Below are 20,944 nucleotides of genomic sequence, written 5' to 3'. Positions count from 1 at the left end.
CGTCGGCTCCGTCTGCCGTCCTACCCCGCGACCGTCTCGGCCGCCGTCCCGACACCGAGCGCCACCAGCACCCCGCCCGTGGTGCGCTCCAGATTGCGCTGCACCCGGGGGCGCCGCAGCCGTCGCAGCACCCGGCCCGCGCAGACCACGACCAGCAGCAGCCAGCCCGCGGCGATCACCGCGTCGACGACCCCCAGGAGCAGGGTGACACCGAGGACTGAATGCCCCTCGGGGAGGAACTGCGGCACCACCGCCACGAAGAAGATCCCCACCTTGGGGTTGAGCAGACAGCTCAGCAGCCCCTGGCGGAAGGCGCGTACGACCGCGAGGCGCGCGGCGGGCGACGCGGATCCCGAGGCGTCACACGGCACACCGTCCCGCTCGGCCACGTTCTCGTCAGGAGCGAACCCGGACGCCTCCACCGCCGCCGACCGGCGGTGCGCCCAGAGCGCCTGCGCGCCGAGCAGCACCAGATAGGCCGCGCCCACCAGCCGGACGACCGCGAACGCCGCGTCCCAGCGCTGCAGCGCCGCCGCCAGCCCGACCGCCGCGGCCACCGCCCAGGCGAGCGAGCCGACCGCCGCGCCGATGGCCGTGGCGGCGCCCGTACGCCGACCGCCGCGTACACAATTGCGCAGCACCAGAAGGGTGTCGGGACCGGGAGCCATCGTCATCAGAAGGGCGAACAGCGCAAAGCCCGCTATTGCACCCGTCACGGCGATCTCCTGTCGTACGCGTCCCCGATTCCGGGGACCCTATCGGTCGTGCCACGGCTCAGCGACCGGCCCGATGGGCCCAACCATCTCGCCCGGCCGGGCCACTTGAATGGGCCCAACCCGCTAAACCGGGTAAAACGGCTGGTCGGGCGTGACGGGCTGGGTCAACTCGTCGTACACGCTGAGCACCTGCGCGACCGTGTCGTCCTCGCTGGGCCAGCCGGCCGCCTGCACGCGGCCCGCTTCGGCGAGCGCGTCCCGGCGCGCGGGGTCCGCGAGGAGGCCGAGGACGGAACGGGCGAGGGCGGCGGCATCTCCGTAACGGACCAGTTCCGCGGCCCGGCCGACCAGTTCGCGGGTGCCTCCGGTGTCGGTGGCGACCAGCGGCACCCCGGCACGCAGCGCCTCCTGGGCGATCAGGGAGCGGGCCTCCCAGCGGCTGGGCAGCACCACCAGGTCGGCGGCGGCGAGGAGTTCGGGCACGTCGTCACGGCGGCCGAGCAGCTGGACGGGCAGCCGCTCGGCGTCGATGCGCCGCTGCAGCGCGGCCCGCTGATCCCCCTCCCCCGCGATGGCAAGCAGCGGCTGCGGGTCGAGCGCGCACCAGGCATGCGCCGCGTCCAACAGCAGGTCATGGCCCTTGGACGAGTCGAGACGGCCGACCGCGAGCAGCAACGGGCGGTCCACGGCGCCCAGTTCGGCCCGCTCCTTGTGCCGCATCCGGTCGTGGTCCTCGGGCTCGGACGACATGCGAACGGGCCGGGGGCGCGGAATCGCGACGGGCGCTAGGCGTGCGTCACGCGCGCCCCGCTCTCGCGCCCGGTCCACAAGATCGGAGCAGACCCCCAGGACGACTGCGGCGGCCCTCGCCACCCGCCGCTCCATCAGATGCACGAGCCCGGACCGCGCGCCCTCGTTGTGCGCCTTCGTGTGCCAGGTAATGACCAGGGGAACCCGCCCTCCCCGGGGGCCGCGCAGTCCGCGCAGCGCCAAGGAGGCCCGCAGACCGGCCCGCAGGCCGTGCGCGTGGACGAGGTCGGCATCCCAGCAGGCGCTGCGCAGCGAGGCCACACTCGCCGGGTCCGTACGCGGCGCGACCTGCGCGAACCGTGCGCCCGCGCCGGTGAAGTCGTAGACCGTCTCGGTGGCGGACGTGGCACAGACCGTCACCCGCACCCCGCGCGCCACCAGTCCCGCGGCCAGCGAGCGGACATGCGCGGCGCTGCCGGCGCTGCCGTGCCCGAGCACCTGGACCGTGCGCAGCGGCGACTGCCCGTGCGACAGGGTCGGGGTGGTGGTCACGTGGTTCAGGCTCCTGGGTCGGCGGACGGTAGGGACCGTACCGGTGGGGCGGTCGAAGTACTACAAGGCGCTGCGGCGTGCTGCGGGGTGTTGCGGGTCGTGGCGGGTTGTTGCGGAGTTCGACAAGGTCGTACCGGAACGGGCCGGATCGGGATCGTGCGGGACGCCCGGAGACACCCGGACACCGCGGCACACAGCCGTCAACACCAGTGACGTCCCCCGACCGGGCATGACACGGGGAACGCGCCCGGTACCGCGCACCACCCAGGATGCCAGCCCGGCGACGTCAATTCGGCATCGCGCGCCTGCCGTTCCCGTGGGAAGCCTCACCCGCACATCTACGGGTTCACCCACATGGGCGACAAATCGGCTGCCTTGGTTGCCGTTCACCCGGGGCGTCAGGGGTGTCAGGGGCGGATGTGGCGTCGGTGGGCGGTCAGGGGCGGCTCCGGCGCCTCGGCACGGCCCGCCTCGCTCCTTCTGGAGGCGAGGGGGCGTCGGTGGGCCCGGGGCCCTGTGGCCGTACCGCCCGGTGCCCCGGGGCAACAGCCCCGGCGTACGTCAGACGCGGCCTACATTTCAGACCGCGTCGTACGCACCTCAGGCCCGGGCTACGTCAGACCGCGGCGTACCTACCTCAGGCCCGCCCTACGTCAGATCGCTTCGACGGCCCTGCTGACGCGGTCCCCCGCGGCCGCGGCGGCGATCAGTCCGGCGGCGTGCGCGGCCAGCCCCTTGCGGCCGTTTCCGCTGACGATGGCCAGCCCGAGGGCCGCCCCGAGGGCATGCGCCCCGGCATCCCCGAGCATCGTGCGCTCCCCGAGATCGTCCCCGACGACCGCGGCCGCGGCACCCATGGGCGCGGCGGACAGCGACCCCGCCGTTCCGCCGCGCAGCAGCCCCGGCGCGCCGATGGCCAGCACGGCACCCGCCGCCCGGCCCGGCCGGACGTCCAGGAGGTTCACCAAGTGGGCCGACCCCGCGATCACCACGCCCGCCAGCAGCTTGTCGGCCGAGCGCTCCTTGAGGAGGGCACCCGCGGCGAGGCCCGCGGCCCCGATCCCGAACAGCTTCACCGCTCCACTGGTGACCTCGCCGTGCCGGAGCGCCGAGAGGTGCGCCCGGAATCCGCGCCGGGGGTCACCGGCACCGAAGACATCGTCGTACGCGCCGCAGCCCCCGGCGGCGAGCACCGCCAGGGCCGTCGCACTCCGGGCGCGGGCGGGCAGCCCCGGCACGGTGGCGGCGGCGAGCGCGGTGCCGGTGGCCGTGGCGAGTCCGGCGTGCAGGTTCACGGTGCGGCCCGCGTAGTTCTTCCGCTCCCACAGGACGGCACCGCCCGGCGGCCGGCTCCTCAGCGCCCCGTACACGGCCCGTGTCGCTCCTGCCGCCCCGAGAAACGCCGAGATCCGTCCCAGCACCCTGCTGCCGGCCACCGCCACCATGTCACTCCCCTCGCCGGCACCGTGCCGGGCTCGACTCCTGGCCACCACCCTAGGGGCGGGAGCTACACGGCCACGCGGGAGTCCCGCCGCTGACCTGCCTGCTCTGAACACGCCTGGGGCGGCGCGGCCATGGGACCGCGCTGCAGCCCCAACCCACGCGCCCTACCGCCCCGTGCGCGCCGTTTCCAGTAGTTCCTCGGCGTGTGCCCGGGCCGTTTCGGAGTCCTCCTGGCCGGCGAGCATCCGGGAGAGTTCGCGGACCCGCTCCTCGCCCTCCAGGACCGTGACGCCGCTCCTGGTGACCGATCCGTCGTTCGTCTTCTCCACCAGCAGCTGGCGGTCCGCGAACGCCGCGACCTGCGGGAGGTGCGTGACCACCACGACCTGCGCCGACTTCGCGAGCCTGGCCAGACGCCGGCCGACCTCGACGGCCGCCTTGCCGCCGACGCCCGCGTCGACCTCGTCGAAGAGGTAGGTCGGTACGGGGTCAGAACCAGCGAAGACGACCTCGACGGCGAGCATCACCCGGGACAGCTCACCGCCGGACGCCCCCTTGGAGATCGGCCGGGGCGGTGCGCCGGGGTGCGGGGCCAGGAGAAGCTCGACCTCGTCGGCGCCGGTCGGGCCGTAGGCGACATTGCGGCCGCCGACCATGATGCCGTCGGCGTCCTCCGCCACCTCGGTCTGCCGGATCTCGACGCTCACCCGCGCGTGCGGCATGGCGAGTTCCCCGAGCTCGGTGGTGACCGCGTCGGCGAACCGCTTCGCCGAGGCGGTGCGGGCATCGGTCAACGCCTGTGCCAGTTCGCCCAGTTCGGCGCGGAGTGCGTCCCGCTCCCCGGTCAGCTCGCCGATCCGGTCGTCGTCACCGTCCAGTTCGGCGAGCCGCGCGGCGCTCTCCTCGGCCCATGCCAGCACCGCCGCGATGTCCTTGCCGTACTCGCCGTACTTGCGGGTCAGATGGGTCAGGGCGGCGCGGCGCTCCTCGACCGCGGCGAGCCGCAACGGGTCGGCGTCCAGGCCGTCCGCGTAACTGGCCAGCTCGCCCGCCACGTCCGCCATCAGGATGCCGATCTCACCGAGCCGGTCGGCCAGGGCGGACAGCTCCCGGTCATGGCTGCGGACGGCGTCCAGCGCGCGGTGAGCGCCCGCGACCAGGGTGGTGGCGTCGACGCCCTCGGGGTCTTCGGGGTTGCCGGCCAGCGCGGCATGTGCGGCGGTCGCGGCGGAGGCGAGCGCCTCGGCGTGGCCGAGCCGCTCGGCTTCGGCGGCGAGTTCGGTGTCCTCGCCCGGCTGTGGCTCGGCCGCGGCGATCTCGTCGAGGCCGAAGCGCAGCAGATCGGCTTCCTGGGAGCGTTCGCGGGCCCGCGTCGTCAGCTCGTCCAGCTCGGCGGCGACGGCGCGCAGCCGGCGGTGGGCGGCCGCGTACTTGGCGAGCGGGACGGCGACGGCGTCCCCGGCGTAGCGGTCCAGGGCCTGTCGCTGGCGGGCCGGCCGCAGCAGGCCCTGCTGGTCGGTCTGGCCGTGGACGGCGACCAGGTCGTCCGCCAACTCCCCCAGCAGGCCGACGGGTACGGAACGGCCGCCCACGTGGGCGCGCGAGCGGCCTTCGGCGGACACGGTGCGGCTGATCAGCAGGGCACCGTCGTCCAGCTCCGCGCCGGCCTCCTCGGCCCGTACGGCCGCCGGGGCCTTGGGACCGATGGTGATCCGGCCCTCCACGACCGCCGACTTGGCGCCGATCCGCACCAGGGCGGGGTCCGCGCGCCCGCCGAGCAGCAGGCCGAGGCTGGTGACGACCATGGTCTTGCCCGCGCCTGTCTCGCCCGTCACCGCCGTGAAGCCCGGGGACAGCTCGACAACGGCGTCGTCAATGACGCCCAGGGACCGGATCCGCATCTCCTCCAACACGGATACGACCTTACGAGGTCCAGGGGCCGCCCCGCGACGGCCTCCCCCTCACTCCTGCCCGCGGCCCTGAGGAAAACCCCACCGAAAGACGGGTGGATGCCTCATGGTGCGGCACCGCGCTCGGCCGTCACCCTGATCACAGAACGCAACGAAAGGTGTGCTCATGTCCAGCGGATTGGCGCGTGCGGCGCTGCGGGGTCACCGCCCCGCATTCACGGGGACGGCGGTGGCGACACTGTTCGCGGCGACCGTCGTGGGTGCGTCGACGACCATGCTCGCCGCGACCGGCACGGACGGCGTACCGCCCGCCGCGCGACGGGCGATGGAGGCCGACAACGTCGGGGACATGGCCGTCGTCCTCCTCATCGGCTCGGTCTATATGTCGATTTTCGTGGTCGCCTCGACGATGGGGACGGCCGTCGCGCAGCAGCACCGCGAGTTCGCGATGCTCCGCGCGATCGGCGCCCGGCCCTGGCAGATCCGCCGGGCGACCGCGACGCAGGCCGTGGCGGCCGCCATCCCGTCGGCGCTCGCCGGATGTGCGCTCGGGGCGGTGCTGGCGTGCTGGTGGTTCGGTGGCATGGTGGCCCACGGCCTCATCCCCCGCGAGGTCTCCTTCCACTTCAGCTGGGCGGCTCTTCCGGTGTGCCTGGCGGTGGCTGTGGTCACTTCCGCGGTCGCCGGGTTGCTCGCGGCGAGCCGGTTCGCGGCGCTGCGTCCCGCGCGGGCGCTGGAGGAAGCGGCCGCGGGCCGCCGGGAGCTGGGCCTGCTGCGGCTGCCCCTGGGGCTGGCCGCGGTGGCGGGCGGGGTGATCGTCTCCCGGCTGCTCGCCGACCAGCCGGCGAGCGAGGCGAGCCAGGGCGCGTTCCTGGTCCTGCTGCTGTTCTGCATCGGCGTCGGGCTGCTGGGCCCACGCCTCATCAGCCCGGCGGCCTGGCTGGTGTCCCGGCTGATCGGCCGGTTCGGCAGCGCGGCCGAGCTGGCGATGCAGAACGTCACGACACAGTCCCGCCGGTTCTCCGCCGCCGTCGTCCCGCTGGTCCTGGTGGTGGCCTTCGGCACCACGAAGATCGCGATGCGCACCACCGCCCAGCACCGGACCGGTTCGGCCGGCCCGGCGGGCGAGGTATGGCTGGACTACATCGGCACGGGGCTGTACGCGGGCTTCGCCGCCATCGCCGCCGCCAACACCCTGGCCATGATCACCGCTGAGCGCCGTCGCGATATGGCGCTGCTGCGCCTGATCGGCTCGCATCCGCGCCAGGTGCGGGCGATGGCGGCCTGGGAAGCGGCCGTCGTCGCGGGCACCGCCCTCGTCCTCGGCACGGCCATCGCGCTGTTCACCATGGCCCCGATGCTGCAGCAGGCGTTCGGTGACGCGCTGCCGTATGTGCCCTGGACGACGGCCGGCGCCATAGCCGGCGGCACTCTTCTGCTCGCGCTGCTCGCCACCGGCCTGCCCACCCACATCAGCCTGCGTCGCCGTGCCACGGAAACCCTGACCGCGGCCTGACCCCAGAGAGGTACACCCGATGAACGGCCCACGGCGCCCCCGCCGCACCTGCGGCACAGCCCTGTTGCTCGCCGCCATGACCGCCCTCACCGCCACCGCCGCCTGCGGGGCCCCGGCCGGACCGGACCGCGCGGCTCGGCCCGCTCCCGGCGCTTCGGCCGCCACCCCGCCCGCATCCCTGGAAGGCGTCTGGCGGATGGACGGCTACGGCACGCTCGTCACCATCAAGGACCGCAGCCTGCGGACGTACGAGACCACGACCATCAGTTGTCTGCCCGGCTCGGTCACCGGCACCCGCTCGGACAGCCCCGACGGGCACGGCCGGAGCGTGTTCACGGTCCCCGACTCGGCCCCCATCACAGTGACTCCCACCGGCCCCGGCCGCGCCCGGCTGTCCATCGAGGACAGCGTCGGCCGCCGCGGCCTGCATCGCATCGGCGCGCTGCCGGACCGCTGCCGAAAGCGCCCGCCACACGACCCACGAACGGTCTTCGACGTCTTCTGGAAGACGTTCGCCGAGAACTACCCCTTCTTCCACGCGAAGAAGATCGACTGGCCGGCGGTCCGCGACCGCTACCGCCCCCGCATCACGGCGAAGACCACCGACGACGAACTCTTCGCCGTGCTGCGCAAGATGATCGAGCCGCTGCACGACGCACACACCCGGGTCATCGCAGGACCCGACCAGTGGTTCGCGGGCCGGCGCCCCGGCACCGTCCTTCCCACACGGGAATCCACCGCCCGCATCGACAAAGCGATCGCCGCGAACCTAGGCCCCGGAATCACCCAACGGCGCTGGGCCCAGGGCAATCTCTCGTACGTCGATCTCCCCGGCCGTATCGGCTACTTCCGTGTCAGCCAGTTCGCCGACTACACCGAGAAGGGCGACTACGCCGGCGATGTCGCCGAACTCGACCGCGCCCTGGACTCCGTGTTCACCAAGGCCCGTACGCAGGGCCCGACGGCCCTGCGCGGCCTCATCGTCGACGTACGGCTCAATGGCGGCGGCGCGGACCCGCTCGGCCTGCGCATCGCCTCCCGGCTCACCGACCGCCCCTATCTCGCCTACAGCAAGCGGGCACGCAACAACCCCCACGAGCCCGGCGGGTTCACCACGCCCCAGCCGCGACAGGTCCGCCCGCACCGGGGCCCGGTCTACACCGGCCCGATCGCGGTCCTGACCGGGCGGCTGACGATCAGCGCGGGCGAGACCTTCACCCAGTCCCTGATGGGCCGCTCCCCGTCCCCCACCCGCATCGGCGAGAACACCCAGGGCGTCTTCTCCGACATCCTGGACCGTGCTCTCCCGAACGGCTGGACGTTCGGCCTCCCCAACGAGGAGTTCCTGACCGCCGACGGTCACACCTTCGACGGCCCCGGCATCCCTCCGGCCATCCCTACCCCCGTCTTCACGGACGAGGAACTCACAGCACGCCGCGACTCCGCCCTCACCCGCGCCCGCGCGTATCTGTCGCAACGGGCCCATGGAGACAGCGACCAGACGGACACGAAACGCACGGGAGGAGACCGGCCTCCGAGCCCCACGCCCTAGGGGGGTTCCGAGGCCCAAGCCCGCCCTAGGGGGGTGCCGTCAAAGTCCCGCCTGGCCCGCGTCCTACGGGCGAACGACGGGACTTTGACAGCGACCCCTACTGCGGCGCCCCCCGCCACCCCGCCACCGGCAGGGCGAACTTGGCAACCAGACGATCGGTGAAGGAGGCATGATGCAGTCGCGCGAGGCGTACGGGTACGGCGCCACGGCGGACCTCCACCCGTGCGCCGGCGGGGAGCTCGACACTGCGGCGGCCGTCGCACCACAGCACGCCGTGCGGGGTCTTGGGCTGGACCTCCACCGCCAGCACCGAATTCGGCGAGGTGACCAGCGGCTTGGCGAACAGGGCGTGCGCGCTGATCGGGACCATCAGCAGCGCCTCGACCTCGGGCCAGACCACCGGGCCGCCGGCCGAGAAGGCATACGCCGTCGAGCCGGTCGGGGTCGCGCAGACCACCCCGTCGCCGCCGAAGCGCGACACGGGCCGGCCGTCGACCTCGGTGACGACCTCCAGCATCCGCTCCCGTGCGGCCTTCTCCACCGACGCCTCGTTCAGCGCCCAGTCGGTGTGCACGACGCTGCCGTTGTTCCGTACGAGGACATCGAGCGTCATCCGCTCCTCGACCTCGTAGGCGCGGGTGACGACCCGGTCGACAACCTTGTCGAGGTCGTCGCGTTCGGCCTCCGCCAGGAAGCCGACCCGGCCGAGGTTGACGCCGAGCATCGGCACTCCAGAGGTACGGGCGAAGTCCGCACCACGCAGCAGCGTGCCGTCCCCGCCGAGCACCACCAGCAGTTCGCAGCCCTCGGCCGCGCACTGCTCCGACTCGACGCGCACGACCTCCGGCGGCAGCGGGAGATCCGCGGCCTCCTCCGCCAGCACCCGCACCCCGATCCCGCTGCGCAGGAGTCCCTGGACGACGAGTTCGGCGCTGCGGATGGCCGCGGGGCGGCCGGTGTGCGCGAGCAGGAAGACGGTCCGCTGCCCGCCGTTCCCTTCGTGTGCTGCGCTGTCTTCAACTGCCTGGGTAGTGGTCAACGGGGCCCCTCCGCCACTGCACGGTCGACATCCGCCGGGTCGAGTGCAGGCGCCCCGGCGCGCAGCCACAGAAAGTACTCGACATTCCCGGAAGGTCCAGGCAGCGGGCTCGCAGTCACGCCAAGCACCCCGAGCCCCAGTTCGGCCGCCCGGCCGGCGACCGCGCGCACCGCCTCGGCCCGCAGTTCCGGGCTGCGCACCACCCCGCCGCTGCCCAGCCGCTCCTTGCCGACCTCGAACTGCGGCTTGACCATCAGCACCAGGTCGGCGTCGGGCGCCGTGCAGCCCACGAGCGCGGGCAGCACCAGCCCCAGCGGGATGAAGGAGAGATCGCCGACGACAAGGTCGACGGGCACCGAGTCAATCTGTTCGAGCGTCAACTCGCGTACGTTCGTACGGTCCTTCACAGTGACCCGGTCATCACTCTGCAGGGACCAGGCCAGCTGTCCGTATCCGACGTCGGCGGCGACGACATGCCCGGCGCCGGCCCGCAGCAGGACATCGGTGAAACCGCCGGTCGAGGCGCCCGCGTCCAGTGCCCGCCGGCCTTCGATCCGCAGCCCGTGCGGGACGAAGGCGGCGAGGGCGCCGGCGAGCTTGTGGCCACCGCGGGAGACGTAGTCGGGGTCGCTCTCGTCCGCGCGGACGACCACGGCCGCGCTGGTCTCCACCTGGGTGGCCGGCTTGGTCGCGGTCGCCCCGCCGACGGTCACCCGCCCCGCGGCGATCAGCTGGCTCGCGTGCTCGCGCGAGCGGGCCAGCTTGCGGCGCACCAGCTCCGCGTCGAGTCGGCGTCGTGCCACTCCTGCCACCTGTGGTTCAGCTCCTGTTGTCGTACGTCGTCGTGTCGCGCGTCATCGCGGACGGGGCGGGCGGCCCGGGGCGCTGGTCGAGAGCGGCCAGCGCGTCCCGCAGCCCACGGTGCACATCCTCGTACACGTCGAGGTGCCCGGCGGCGGGGAGGTGGTCGGCGTCGGCAAGGCGCCGCAGCCGGGCGTCCACCGTGGCGTCCCCGGTCGGCGTGAGCACGATCCCGAGCGGCTGAGGCCCCGCGGACTCGACAGGCGCGGCGGGCGCGGCATCGCCCGCGGGCCCATCCACCCCGGCGGGTCCGGCGGACACGGCGGACACCACGGTGGCAGCGGACTCGGCGTGCACGTCGGATACGGCGGGCCCGTGGGATCCCGCGGCTGCCTCCGGCTCCGGGCCGGACGTCGGCTCTTGCATGCCCCGACGCTACCTTGGCGGAGGGTGTCGACCGCGAACGAGTCGCCCGCGACCTGGCGTATCGTCGTCCGCGATGGCAACTCTCGACCAGTGCCGCGCCGCGCTCGACCGGCTGGCCCAGAACATGTCCTCCGCGGACGGCGACGTACGCAGCGCCGCCGCGCTCGACCGTTCGCTCAGCTGCCGCATCACGGACCTGGACACCACGTTCCTGGGGCGCCTTGCCGGCGGCAGTATCCAGGATGTGACCAGCGTCCCCGGCCCGCCGCCTCACAAGGCCGAGATCCGGCTCTCCATGGCCGGGGACGATCTGGTCGCGCTGGTGGCCGGCGATCTCAACTTCGCGAAGGCGTGGGGCAGCGGTCGCGTCAAGCTGGAAGCGAGCCTGCGCGACCTGCTGCGCCTCAGGACACTGCTGTAGTCGCGGCCGCGGCCCGCCCGGACGCGCCGCCGGCCACACCGCCCGCCGAGCCGTCCGCCGCGACGGGGCCGCCCCCGCCGGCAGCCCCACCCGCACCCCTACGGGGCTTGCGCGCCGCGGGGATGACCAGCGGGGTGCCGGTCTCCGGGTCGTCGATGACCTGGCAGCCGAGCCCGAAGACGCGCTCCACCAGTTCCGCGGTGACGATGTCCGACGGCGCGCCCTCGGCGATGACCGCGCCGTCCTTCATGGCGATGAGGTGGGTGGCGTAGCGGGCGGCGTGATTGAGGTCGTGCAGCACGGCGACCAGGGTGCGCCCCTGCTCCTCGTGCAGCTCCGCGCACAGGTCCAGGACCTCGATCTGGTGCTGGATGTCCAGGTATGTCGTCGGCTCGTCCAGGAGCAGCAGCGGTGTCTGCTGAGCGAGCGCCATCGCGATCCAGACGCGCTGCCGCTGCCCGCCCGAGAGCTCGTCGACATAGCGCTCGGCCAGCTCGCCGACGCCGGTCGCCGCCATCGACTCCTGGACGATCCGCTCGTCGTCGGCCGACCACTGGCGCAGCAGGCCCTGGTGCGGATAGCGGCCGCGCGCCACCAGGTCCGACACCGTGATCCCGTCCGGCGCTATGGACGACTGCGGCAGCAGCCCGAGCGTCCTGGCGACCTTCTTGGCCGGGAGCGAGGAGATCACCGAACCGTCCAGGAGCACCGATCCCGCGCTCGGCTTGAGCATCCGCGAGAGGGCGCGCAGCAGCGTGGACTTGCCGCAGGCGTTCGGTCCGACGATGACCGTGAAGGAGTGGTCGGGGATGGCGACCGAGAGGTTCTGGGCGATGACCCGCTGGTCGTAGGCGAGGGTGACGTTCTCGGCCGTGAGACGGCTCACTTCAGGACTCCTGGGTTGTCGTATCGCTGCTGTTGTCGTCCGGCGTGGCCGCGGCAGTTGTCCGGTGCTCCGCGCCGTCGCTCATTTCCCACGCCGCCCTGTCGCTCATATCCGCCCCGCGACATCGCTCATATCCGCCCCGCCTTGCGCTCCACAGCCAGCAGCCAGAGCAGATACCCACCGCCGAGGACGCCGGTCAGTACGCCCACCGGCAGCTGTTCGGCGCCGAAGAGCCGCTGCGAGGCCCAGTCCGCGGCGATCAGCAGTACAGCGCCCATGAGGGCGGACGGCAGCAGGTTGGGGCCGGGCGAGCGGGTGAGTCGACGGGCCAGTTGAGGTGCGGTGAGCGCCACGAAGGAGATCGGGCCGGCCGCGGCGGTGGCGGAGGCGACGAGCAGGACGGACGCCAGCAGCGTGAGGACCCGGACCCGGTCGACCCGTACGCCCAGCGCGTAGGCGGCATCGTCGCCCATCTCCAGCATGCGCAGCGGGCGGCCGTAGAGCAGCACCAGCGGGACGAGTACGGCGCAGACGGCGGTCAGCGGCCAGACCTGGTCCCAGTCCCGGCCGTTGAGCGAACCGGTCATCCAGGTGGTGGCCCGGGTCGCCTCGACGATGTTCGCCTTGGTGAGGAGGTAGAGCACGACGGCGTAGAGCATCGCGGAGGCGCCGATGCCGACGAGCACGAAGCGGTAGCCCTGGATGCCGCGCTTCCAGGCGAGCAGGAAGATGGCAACGCCGGTGGCCACACCGCCGACGACCGCACCCGCGGCGACCGCGAAGGACCCGCCCTGGAAGTAGACGATGACGACCAGCGCGCCGACCGACGAGCCCTGGGCGAAGCCGAGGACGTCGGGGCTGCCCAGCGGGTTGCGCGAAACGGTCTGGAAGACCGCTCCGGAGATCCCGAAGGCGGCGCCGACCAGCAGCCCCACCAGGACCCGCGGCAGTCGCAGGTCGTACACGATGAACTCCTGGCCGGCGTTGCCGCCACCGGTCAGCGCGCTGAGCACCTCGGCCGGCGTCATCGGGTAGTCGCCGGAGCCGACCAGCGCGATGCCCGCGGCCAGCGCGACGGCCAGGAGCAGCAGTCCGACGAAGACGGCGCGTACGTCCAGGCGCAGCGAGAGCCCGCCCGCGCTGCGTACCGACGTCACCCGCCGGGCCGCCGTCGCACGCTTGGCGCGCTTCTTCGTGCCCTCCGCGGGCTTCACAGTCGAGCTCATTCCGACGCCTCGCTTCGCTCGCTCACAGCTGGGCCATCCTCCGACGTCGTACGAGATAGATGAAGACCGGGCCACCGACGAGGGCCGTGACGATGCCGACCTGTAGCTCGCCGGGCCGGGCCACGACCCGGCCGAGGATGTCCGCGCCGAGCAGCAGGACCGGCGAGAGCACCGCGGAGTACGGCAGGATCCAGCGCATGTCGGGACCGGTGATGGCGCGTACGACATGCGGAACCATCAGGCCGACGTACACGATCGGGCCGCATGCGGCGGTCGCCCCGCCGCACAGCAGCGTGACGGCGATCATCGCCAGCACGCGGGTGCGGGTCAGCCGGGCGCCGAGCGCCCGTGCCTGGTCGTCGCCGAGCGCGATGGCGTTCAGCGGCCGGGCGATCAGCAGCGCGAGGACGCCGCCCACCGCCAAGAACGGCGCGATCTGAGTGACCGTCGGCATGGTGGCGGTGGCCAGCGAACCGACCGTCCAGAAGCGCATCTTGTCCAGTGCGGCGGTGTCCATCAGGTTGACCGCGTTGATGTAGCCGACGAGGACTGCGGTCAGCGCGGTGCCGGCGAGGGCGAGCCGTACGGGGGTGGCGTTACGGGTGCCGCCGAGGACGTACACCGCGACGTTGACCACCGCCGCGCCGACGAAGGCGAACCACACATAGCCGGTCAGCGAGGTGACGCCGAAGAAGCTGATGGCGGAGACGACCGCGGCCGAGGCGCCGGCGTTGATGCCGAGAACTCCGGGGTCCGCGAGGGGATTTCGGGTCAGCGCCTGCATGACCGTGCCGGCCAGGCCGAGGGCGGCGCCGACGATCAGGCCGATCAGGGTGCGCGGGAGGCGCACATCGCGGATGACCACGTCCGTGTCGGAGCCGGAGTAGTGGAACACCCCGTGCCAAACCTGGTCCAGGGGTATCTGTTTGGCACCGACGACTATGCCGAGGACGGTGACGGCGGCCAATACGGCCACGGAGGCGACCAGCCCCGCGGAGCGTGTGACCTGCCGGCGCTGCGGCGCCACAGGTGCCGAGGCCTTTGGTGCTTCGGGAGGACTGTCAACCAACACAAGCGTTAGGTTAGCCTACCCTCACGTGCCGACTCGTGGGCCCTCCGTCGGCGGGCCTGCCCCGTCGCGGCACCCGTTACAGCCCCTCCAAGAGAGAAGCGCCCCCACCATGAGCACCCCCAGCAGCGTAACCCTGTCCCGACGCGGCATCCTGGCCGCGGGTGGCGCCGTCGGCATCGGCGCGCTGCTCGCCGCATGCGGCGACAAGGGCTCAGGGGACGCCAAGAGCGGTGCCAAGAGCGGCCCGTGGTCGTTCACCGACGACCGCAAGGTGAAGACCTCCCTCGACGGTGTTCCGCAGCGCATCGTCGCCTTCACCGGCACCGCCGCCGCGCTGCACGACTTCGGGATCGACGACCAGATCGTCGGCGTCTTCGGCCCGACCAAGCTCCAGAACGGCAAGGCCGACCCGCAGGCGGGCGACATCGATGTCGACAAGGTCACCATCCTCGGCAACGCCTACGACAAGTTCAACGTCGAGAAGTACGCGGGCCTGACCCCCGATCTGCTGATCACGAACATGTACGAGCCGGGCGCACTGTGGTTCGTCCCGGAAGACAGCGCGGACAAGATCGCAAAGCTCGCCAAGAGCGTCGCCATCACGTCGTCCCGGGTACCGCTCGTCAAGATCATCGAGCGGTACGCCGAGCTGGCCGAATCGCTGGGCGCCGACCTGAAGGCCAAGAAGGTCACCGACGCCAAGGCCCGCTTCGAGAAGGCCGCCGCGTCGCTGCGCAAGGCCGCCAAGTCCCACCCCGTCAAGGTGCTCGCCTGCTCCGGCAGCCCCGAGCTCTTCTACGCCTCCAACCCCGGCATCAACGCCGACCTCATGTACTACAAGTCCCTCGGCGTCGACCTGATCGTCCCCGACCACCTGGACAAGGGCGGCTACTTCGAGAGCCTGAGCTGGGAGAACGCCGACAAGTACAAGGCCGACCTGCTGCTGCTCGACAACCGCACCGCCACCCTGCAGCCCAAGGAGCTGGCCGCCAAGCCCTCCTGGGCCAAACTGCCCGCCGTCAAGGCCGGTCAGATCACGCCCTGGTCGAGCGAGCCGCGCTTCTCGTACGCGGGCGCTGCGCCGCTCATCGAGGCGATCGCCAAGGCGATCGAGGGCGCCAAGAAGGTCAACTGACGTATCGGCGCTGGACACCGTCACCGAACAGCCGCCCCTTACCGGAGGTTCCCCACATGACCACGACCGCCGCACCCGCCACCGCGCCGTTCCGCTTCTTCGATGTGCACGTCGTACGCACCCGTCGGCTCAGCACCTCCATGATCCGGGTCACCTTCGGCGGCGACCGCCTGGCCGAGCTGGTGTCCGGCGGTCGTGACCAGCGCTTCAAACTGTTCCTCCCGCAGCCCCACCAGGACCGGCCGGTCTTCGACGACATGGGCGACGGCTGGTACACGGCCTGGCGGGCGCAGGACCCGGCCGAGCGTCCGGTGATGCGCTCGTACACGATCCGCGAACAGCGCCATGACCCGGCGGAGTTCGATGTCGACTTCGCGCTCCACGGAACGGAGCCGTCGGCCTCCCCCAAGCTCTCGACTTCTCCCCCACTCTCCACTTCGTTCGAGCGGGCGGACCCCCATGAGCAGGGAGGCGCCCCCATCGAGGCGGGCGGCCCCGCCTCCCGCTGGGCCGCGCACGCCCGGCCCGGCGACCGGCTGACCGTGCTCGCCCCAGCCGTCGAGGACAACGGCGGCGTCGACTTCCGGCCGCCGGCCGGCACCGACTGGATCCTGCTCACCGGCGACGAGACGGCGCTGCCCGCCATCGCCGGCATCCTGTCCTGGCTGTCCCCGGGCACCCACGCCAAGGTCTGGATCGAGGTCGCGCACGAGGACGACCGGCATCGCCTGCCGACCTTCGCCGACGCCGACATCACCTGGATCGTCCGGGACGGGCACGGAGACGGGACGACCACCGCGCACCGCGAGCCGGTGCTCGACGCGTTGCGCGCCGCCGAGCTGCCCGACGGCACGCCGTACGCCTGGATCGCGGGCGAGGCCGGCACCGTCAAGGCGGTACGCAGGCACCTCGTCGGCGAACGCGGAATCGACCGCAAGGCCGTCAAGTTCACCGGCTACTGGCGCCGCGGCGCCACCGAGGAGGACCTGATCGCGGAGCTGACGGCGGCCGCGACAACGACCGACCAGGACTGACCGCCGGCCACAGACCACCGGCAACCCATCACCGCAACGGCATGGGCCCCGCTCACCGAGCGGGGCCCATCGCGCCGAGGCCGACGCCCCTCTACCTCGCTACATCCCTACATCCCGATCCGCCCCAACGCCTTCCCCCCGTCGGCCCCGCAGCGCCCCTCCCCCGCCGCCGTCCAGGCCGCCGCGCACAACGCCCGCAGCCCGTCCAGCGGTGTGCCGTCGCCGTCCAGGACGAGCACGTCACCGGCCGTCTCGGCCCGCCAGCCGCCGCACCGGAAGCCGCCGTCCACGGGCACCACATCCGGCTGCGGCTCCAGCACCCCGCGCAGATCCGCGTCCACATACGTCGGCCGGTGCTGCGGCGGCGCGGCCAGCAGCTCCGCCGCCGTCGTCACACCGGTGAGCACCAGCAGCGAGTCGACCCCGCCGTTGTACGCGCCCTCGATGTCCGTATCGAGCCGGTCCCCGATCACCAACGGCCGCTCGGCGCCGGTCCGCAGCACCGTCTCCCGGTGCATCGGCGGCTGCGGCTTGCCCGCCACCTGCGGCGTCCCGCCCGCGGCGATCCGGACCACCTCCACCAACGCGCCGTTGCCCGGAGCGATCCCGCGCTCCTTGGGGATCGTCAGATCGGTGTTGGACGCGAACCACGGCACCCCGCGCTGCACCGCATACGCGGCCTCCGCCAGCCGCTCCCAGTCCAGCGTCGGGTCATAGCCCTGCACCACGGCCGCCGGATCGTCGTCCGCGGACGCCACCGGCGCAAGGCCGCGCTCGCGCAGCGCCACCCGCAGCCCCTCGCCTCCGATGGCCAGCACCCGCGCGCCCGACGGCACCTGCTCCGCGATCAGTCGTGCCACCGCCTGCGCCGAGGTGATCACATCCGCCGGACCGGTCGGCAGCCCGAAACCGGAGAGCTGCGCCGCGACCGCCTCCGGGGTCCGGGACGCGTTGTTGGTCACATAGGCGAGATGCATCCCGCCGTCCCGCGCCACGGTCAGCGACTCCACCGCGTGCTCGATGGCGTGTCCGCCGGCGTAGACGACCCCGTCCAGATCCAGCAGCGCCGTGTCGTACGCCTCGCTCAGCGCGCGCTCGCACCCGTCGGGCCGACGCCGCCTGCTCCCGCCCGCCCGCCCGCGAATCTGCTCATTCATGCCGTCTCGCTCCTCACGACCGCGCGTCGTACGCAGGGCCCCGCTCCGCATCACGGACCGTCGCCCTCCGCGCGGCTCGCCGTTCTCCGCCTCGCGCATACCGATATTTCCAGCCACCTGCCGGCTGTCCCCCCGATCATCCCTCACCCGTCAGGCGGCATAGCATTCTTCAATGACCAGTACCGACGGCCTCCGCCTCCTCCCGTTCCGCGGACTGCGTTACGCCGCGGACAGGGTCAGCAGCCTCACCGCTGTCACCTCCCCGCCGTATGACGTCGTGGTCCGGCCGGACGGCGTGCGTCACCTGGAAACCGCCGATCCGTACAACATCGTCCGGCTGATCCTCCCGCACGCCGCCGACCCCGCCACCCGCCACCGCCAGGCCGCCGACACCCTGCGCCGCTGGCGTGCCGAGGGCGTCCTGACGCAGGACGAGCGGCCGGCGCTGTACGTCTACGAGCAGCGCAGCGGCGAGGTGCTGCAGCGCGGGCTGATCGGCGCGCTGTGCCTGGACGGTCCGGTGCTGCCTCACGAGGACGTCATCGCCGAGGTGGTCGAGGACCGGGCCGACCTGATGCGCGCGGCGGCCGCCAATTTCGAGCCGCTGCTGCTCTCCTACCAGGGCCAGGGCACGGCGACCGGCGCCGCCGCCGTCATCGAGCGCATAGTGCGGTGCGCCCCGCTGCTCGCCACCACCACGGAGGACGGCTTCTCACACCGCCTGTGGGCGGTCACCGACCCCGCCGACCTCGCGGCCATCGACGGCGATCTCGCCCACAAGCAGGCCCTGATCGCCGACGGCCACCACCGCTGGGCGACGTACCAGCGGCTGTACGAGCAGCTGCCCGGCGCCACTCCGGCGTCGCCCTGGGCGTCCGGCCTGGTCCTGCTGGTGGACACCGTGCGCTACCCGCTCCAGGTCCGCGCGATTCACCGTGTGCTGCCGCACCTCCCGCCGGTGAAGGCGCTGGCCGGGCTGGGCGGCGCGTTCCGCGCACGGCCGCTCCAGGGCGGGCTGTCCGCCGCCCTGGAGGCCCTGGAGGAGACCCCCGGCACCGCCTTCGTCCTCGCCGAAGGCCCGGACGCCTTCCATCTCCTGGACCGTCCCGATCCGGAGCTGCTCGACCGTACGGTCCGCACCGACCGGCCGGAGACCTGGCGGCGGCTGGACGCGACGGTGCTGCACTCTGTCCTGCTGGACGAGGTCTGGCGGATCCCCGACGACCCGTCACACATCGGCTATCTGCATCACGCCGAGGCCGCCGTCGAACAGGCCGCCCGGCACGGCGGGACGGCCGTCCTGATGCGCGCCACCTCCGAGGAGACGGTGCGTCAACTCGCCGAGTACGGCGTGACGATGCCGCGGAAGTCCACGTCCTTCGGCCCCAAGCCCGCCACCGGTCTCGTCCTGCGCACTCTGGACGACGCCGGGAACTGACCGCCCCCGTCAGCGCAGGACGTGGCCAACTCCGCACCAGGGAGGGCACCTTCATGAGCCTCCTCGCGTACTCCGCCGAGGACCCGTCGGCCACCGGCACCCCGGGAGCGACACATCACGCCAGAGTCAGCACGGCGGCCGGCGAAGATCCGGCCGAAAGCCTTGCCCCCGAGCCGGCCGACAGCAGGACATACCTGCTCAACAACGGCACGGCCGAGCACTACCGCACCGCGGTCATCGACAGCGTCGAGCGGGTGACCGCCGAGATCGCCGCCACCGACCGCCCGTTCACCGGGATCTCCGGCGACGGCCTCACCCCGGCCGTCGCCGCGATCGACCTCGAAGCACCGCTGCACGACCCGGCTGCCGCGCTCGACGAGCTTGAGGACGTCTACCTCCGCGACGCCGTCTACTTCCACCACCCATGTTCACCGACGAGTTCGCGCTCTCCTGCCTGAACCGCCTCCAGCTGCGCAACAACCAGCAGATGGTCGACCTCCAGGACCCGGCCGGCGCCCTCCAGCGCATCGGCACCCTCCGCAACCTCATCGCCCGTTACGCCCCGGCCACCTGATCCCCCACAAACGACGAAGGGCGGGACCCCCAGCAGGGGTCCCGCCCTTCGTCACCTCACGATGCCTCAGCCCTTCTCAGGCCGCTCCACACCCGCGTCATCAACATCGATGACCTCATCGGCCACATCGTCATGCCCCGCGGCCGACACCTCTTCGGCCGCGTCGGTCTCCTCGACCTCATCGGCCTCTTCGACCTCGTCGGCATCCTCCAGCGCATCGGTGAACTCCACGCCGTCCAGCTCCGCGAGCCGGTCCGAGGCATCCGTCGAGCCGCCCTGGTCCGCCTCCAGCGCCTTCGCGAACCAGTCGCGCGCCTCGTCCTCGCGCCCGACCTCCAGCAGCGCGTCCGCATACGCGTACCGCAGCCGCGCCGTCCACGGGTGCACGGCGTTCGACGCCAGCTCGGGACCCTGCAGTGTCACCACCGCCGCGTCCGGCTGGCCCATGTCCCGACGCGCACCCGCCGCGACCAGCCGCATCTCGACCTGTCCAGCCCGGTCCAGCTTCTGCACCTCGGGCTCACCGGCCATGGCCATCGCCTTCTCCGGCCGGCCAAGACCGCGCTCGCAGTCCGCCATGACGGGCCACAGCTCCACGCTGCCGGTCATCCGCCGCGCCGCCCGGAACTCGGCGAGCGCCTCGCTGTACTTGCCGACCGCGTACGCCGCGAAGCCCGCGGCCTCACGCACCGCAGCGACCCTGGACGCCAGCCGCAGCGCCACCCGCGAGTACCCGTAAGCCTTCTCCGGGTCCTCGTCCAGCAGCTTCGCCACCATCACCAGGTTCTTGGCGACATCCTCGGCGAGCGTCTTCGGCAGGCTCAGCAGCTCCTGCCGCACATCCTTGTCGATCTCGTCACCGGTGACGTCCTCCGGAATCGGCAGCCGCTTGATCGGCTCCCGGTCCCGGTCCCGGCGGTCATCACGCCGGTCGTCCCGCCGGTCGTCCCGTCCACGCCCGCCACCGTACGGCCGGCGTCCGCCACGGTCGTCGTCCCGCCGCGGCCCACGGTCATCCCGCCGGAACCCGCCCCGGTCATCCCTGCGCTCATCCCTACGGTCGTCCCGCCGGAACCCGCCACGGTCGCCACCGGGACGCTCGTCACGACGGAACCCACCGCGCTCACCACCACGGTCGCCACCGCGATCATCGCGCCGGTCGTCACGCCGGTCATCCCGACGGAACCCACCACGATCGCCACCACGGTCATCGCGCCCGCCGTAACCACCACGGCCGCCACCGGGCCGACCACCACGATCATCCCGACGCTCATCACGACGGTCATCCCGACGGAA

Annotated in this window: 18 protein-coding genes and 3 pseudogenes; 8 read left to right on the top strand and 13 right to left on the bottom strand. The window is 72.6% G+C overall.

Annotated elements, in window-relative coordinates; all coding sequences use genetic code 11:
* Window positions 1–20: 20 nt before the first annotated feature.
* From AB0I10_RS29840 to recN, 4 genes are all read right to left on the bottom strand, one after another.
* Window positions 21–716, bottom strand: a complete 696-nt coding sequence (locus tag AB0I10_RS29840; RefSeq protein ID WP_363155771.1) for a LysE family translocator — start codon at window positions 714–716, stop codon at window positions 21–23.
* Between the two features lie 123 nt (window positions 717–839).
* Window positions 840–2,018 carry a glycosyltransferase family 4 protein gene (locus tag AB0I10_RS29835; protein ID WP_363155770.1) on the bottom strand — a complete coding sequence of 393 codons (1,179 nt, stop codon included), beginning with the start codon at window positions 2,016–2,018 and terminating at the stop codon, window positions 840–842.
* 653 nt (window positions 2,019–2,671) lie between these two features.
* The gene (locus tag AB0I10_RS29830; RefSeq protein ID WP_363155769.1) at window positions 2,672–3,463 is read right to left on the bottom strand and encodes a hypothetical protein; all 792 of its coding nucleotides are present in this window, start codon (window positions 3,461–3,463) and stop codon (window positions 2,672–2,674) included.
* Between the two features lie 162 nt (window positions 3,464–3,625).
* Window positions 3,626–5,362: a DNA repair protein RecN gene (gene recN / locus AB0I10_RS29825; RefSeq protein ID WP_363155783.1), complete on the bottom strand. Its 1,737-nt coding sequence runs from the start codon at window positions 5,360–5,362 to the stop codon at window positions 3,626–3,628.
* A 175-nt stretch (window positions 5,363–5,537) separates the two neighbouring features.
* Between recN and AB0I10_RS29820 the strand changes: the two genes are divergently transcribed.
* Window positions 5,538–6,887: an FtsX-like permease family protein gene (locus AB0I10_RS29820; protein WP_363155768.1), complete on the top strand. Its 1,350-nt coding sequence runs from the start codon at window positions 5,538–5,540 to the stop codon at window positions 6,885–6,887.
* A 19-nt stretch (window positions 6,888–6,906) separates the two neighbouring features.
* Entirely contained in the window at window positions 6,907–8,439 is a 1,533-nt protein-coding gene (locus AB0I10_RS29815; RefSeq protein WP_363155767.1) for a S41 family peptidase, read from the top strand.
* 97 nt (window positions 8,440–8,536) lie between these two features.
* Here the strand turns inward: AB0I10_RS29815 and AB0I10_RS29810 are convergent, their stop codons facing one another.
* Genes AB0I10_RS29810 through AB0I10_RS29800 form a run of 3 tightly spaced genes read right to left on the bottom strand, consistent with a single transcriptional unit; the run spans window position 8,537 to window position 10,705 of the window.
* Entirely contained in the window at window positions 8,537–9,478 is a 942-nt protein-coding gene (locus AB0I10_RS29810; protein ID WP_363155766.1) for an NAD kinase, read from the bottom strand.
* Window positions 9,475–10,290, bottom strand: a complete 816-nt coding sequence (locus AB0I10_RS29805) for a TlyA family RNA methyltransferase (protein WP_363155765.1) — start codon at window positions 10,288–10,290, stop codon at window positions 9,475–9,477. The genes AB0I10_RS29810 and AB0I10_RS29805 overlap by 4 nt, the downstream gene beginning before the upstream one ends.
* 7 nt (window positions 10,291–10,297) lie before the next feature.
* Window positions 10,298–10,705 carry a hypothetical protein gene (locus tag AB0I10_RS29800; protein WP_363155764.1) on the bottom strand — a complete coding sequence of 136 codons (408 nt, stop codon included), beginning with the start codon at window positions 10,703–10,705 and terminating at the stop codon, window positions 10,298–10,300.
* Between the two features lie 73 nt (window positions 10,706–10,778).
* Here AB0I10_RS29800 and AB0I10_RS29795 point away from each other — a divergent pair, with 73 nt between their 5' ends.
* A complete protein-coding gene (locus AB0I10_RS29795; protein ID WP_363155763.1) occupies window positions 10,779–11,126 on the top strand; it encodes an SCP2 sterol-binding domain-containing protein in 348 nt (115 codons plus the stop codon).
* On the opposite strand, the gene AB0I10_RS29790 is transcribed toward AB0I10_RS29795, so the two are convergent.
* The 3 genes from AB0I10_RS29790 to AB0I10_RS29780 form a co-directional block, all read right to left on the bottom strand.
* Window positions 11,110–12,012: an ABC transporter ATP-binding protein gene (locus AB0I10_RS29790; RefSeq protein WP_363155762.1), complete on the bottom strand. Its 903-nt coding sequence runs from the start codon at window positions 12,010–12,012 to the stop codon at window positions 11,110–11,112. The genes AB0I10_RS29795 and AB0I10_RS29790 overlap by 17 nt on opposite strands.
* 128 nt (window positions 12,013–12,140) lie before the next feature.
* Window positions 12,141–13,238 (bottom strand): iron chelate uptake ABC transporter family permease subunit, encoded by a 1,098-nt coding sequence (locus tag AB0I10_RS29785; protein ID WP_363155761.1) that lies wholly within the window; start codon window positions 13,236–13,238, stop codon window positions 12,141–12,143.
* A 22-nt stretch (window positions 13,239–13,260) separates the two neighbouring features.
* Window positions 13,261–14,265, bottom strand: a complete 1,005-nt coding sequence (locus AB0I10_RS29780; RefSeq protein ID WP_363155760.1) for an iron chelate uptake ABC transporter family permease subunit — start codon at window positions 14,263–14,265, stop codon at window positions 13,261–13,263.
* Window positions 14,266–14,419: 154 nt separating this feature from the next.
* Here AB0I10_RS29780 and AB0I10_RS29775 point away from each other — a divergent pair, with 154 nt between their 5' ends.
* Together AB0I10_RS29775 and AB0I10_RS29770 are read left to right on the top strand one after the other, a co-directional pair.
* Window positions 14,420–15,445, top strand: coding sequence for an ABC transporter substrate-binding protein (locus AB0I10_RS29775; protein ID WP_363155759.1), 1,026 nt, complete (start codon window positions 14,420–14,422; stop codon window positions 15,443–15,445).
* Window positions 15,446–15,501: 56 nt separating this feature from the next.
* Entirely contained in the window at window positions 15,502–16,479 is a 978-nt protein-coding gene (locus AB0I10_RS29770) for a siderophore-interacting protein (RefSeq protein WP_363155758.1), read from the top strand.
* 107 nt (window positions 16,480–16,586) lie between these two features.
* Here AB0I10_RS29770 and AB0I10_RS29765 read toward each other — a convergent pair whose 3' ends face one another.
* Entirely contained in the window at window positions 16,587–17,636 is a 1,050-nt protein-coding gene (locus AB0I10_RS29765; RefSeq protein WP_363155757.1) for an HAD-IIA family hydrolase, read from the bottom strand.
* 172 nt (window positions 17,637–17,808) lie between these two features.
* Here AB0I10_RS29765 and AB0I10_RS29760 point away from each other — a divergent pair, with 172 nt between their 5' ends.
* The 3 genes and pseudogenes from AB0I10_RS29760 to AB0I10_RS29750 form a co-directional block, all read left to right on the top strand.
* Window positions 17,809–19,074 carry a DUF1015 domain-containing protein gene (locus tag AB0I10_RS29760; RefSeq protein WP_363155756.1) on the top strand — a complete coding sequence of 422 codons (1,266 nt, stop codon included), beginning with the start codon at window positions 17,809–17,811 and terminating at the stop codon, window positions 19,072–19,074.
* A gap of 53 nt (window positions 19,075–19,127) precedes the next feature.
* Window positions 19,128–19,499 (top strand): annotated as a pseudogene (locus tag AB0I10_RS29755) (hypothetical protein); the annotation flags it as partial.
* Window positions 19,499–19,648 (top strand): annotated as a pseudogene (locus AB0I10_RS29750) (hypothetical protein); the annotation flags it as partial. The pseudogenes AB0I10_RS29755 and AB0I10_RS29750, both read left to right, overlap by 1 nt.
* Before the next feature lie 66 nt (window positions 19,649–19,714).
* Here the strand turns inward: AB0I10_RS29750 and AB0I10_RS29745 are convergent.
* Entirely contained in the window at window positions 19,715–20,488 is a 774-nt protein-coding gene (locus AB0I10_RS29745; RefSeq protein ID WP_363155755.1) for a hypothetical protein, read from the bottom strand.
* Window positions 20,470–20,944, bottom strand: a pseudogene (locus AB0I10_RS29740) (hypothetical protein); the annotation flags it as partial. The gene AB0I10_RS29745 and the pseudogene AB0I10_RS29740, both read right to left, overlap by 19 nt.

The sequence above is a fragment of the Streptomyces sp. NPDC050636 genome, assembly GCF_040654775.1.
GTDB lineage: Bacteria > Actinomycetota > Actinomycetes > Streptomycetales > Streptomycetaceae > Streptomyces.
The sequence above is the reverse complement of the archived record's forward strand: the minus strand, read 5'-3'. Positions and strand labels throughout refer to the sequence as shown.

Excerpts from the sequence above, each read along its gene's own strand:
- AB0I10_RS29830 (WP_363155769.1), bottom strand. The coding sequence starts at position 3,463 with ATGGTGGCGGTGGCCGGCAGCAGGGTGCTGGGACGGATCTCGGCGTTT.
- recN (WP_363155783.1), bottom strand. The coding sequence starts at position 5,362 with ATGCGGATCCGGTCCCTGGGCGTCATTGACGACGCCGTTGTCGAGCTG.
- AB0I10_RS29820 (WP_363155768.1), top strand. The coding sequence starts at position 5,538 with ATGTCCAGCGGATTGGCGCGTGCGGCGCTGCGGGGTCACCGCCCCGCA.
- AB0I10_RS29815 (WP_363155767.1), top strand. The coding sequence starts at position 6,907 with ATGAACGGCCCACGGCGCCCCCGCCGCACCTGCGGCACAGCCCTGTTG.
- AB0I10_RS29800 (WP_363155764.1), bottom strand. The coding sequence starts at position 10,705 with ATGCAAGAGCCGACGTCCGGCCCGGAGCCGGAGGCAGCCGCGGGATCC.
- AB0I10_RS29795 (WP_363155763.1), top strand. The coding sequence starts at position 10,779 with ATGGCAACTCTCGACCAGTGCCGCGCCGCGCTCGACCGGCTGGCCCAG.
- AB0I10_RS29785 (WP_363155761.1), bottom strand. The coding sequence starts at position 13,238 with ATGAGCTCGACTGTGAAGCCCGCGGAGGGCACGAAGAAGCGCGCCAAG.
- AB0I10_RS29775 (WP_363155759.1), top strand. The coding sequence starts at position 14,420 with ATGAGCACCCCCAGCAGCGTAACCCTGTCCCGACGCGGCATCCTGGCC.
- AB0I10_RS29770 (WP_363155758.1), top strand. The coding sequence starts at position 15,502 with ATGACCACGACCGCCGCACCCGCCACCGCGCCGTTCCGCTTCTTCGAT.
- AB0I10_RS29765 (WP_363155757.1), bottom strand. The coding sequence starts at position 17,636 with ATGAATGAGCAGATTCGCGGGCGGGCGGGCGGGAGCAGGCGGCGTCGG.
- AB0I10_RS29760 (WP_363155756.1), top strand. The coding sequence starts at position 17,809 with ATGACCAGTACCGACGGCCTCCGCCTCCTCCCGTTCCGCGGACTGCGT.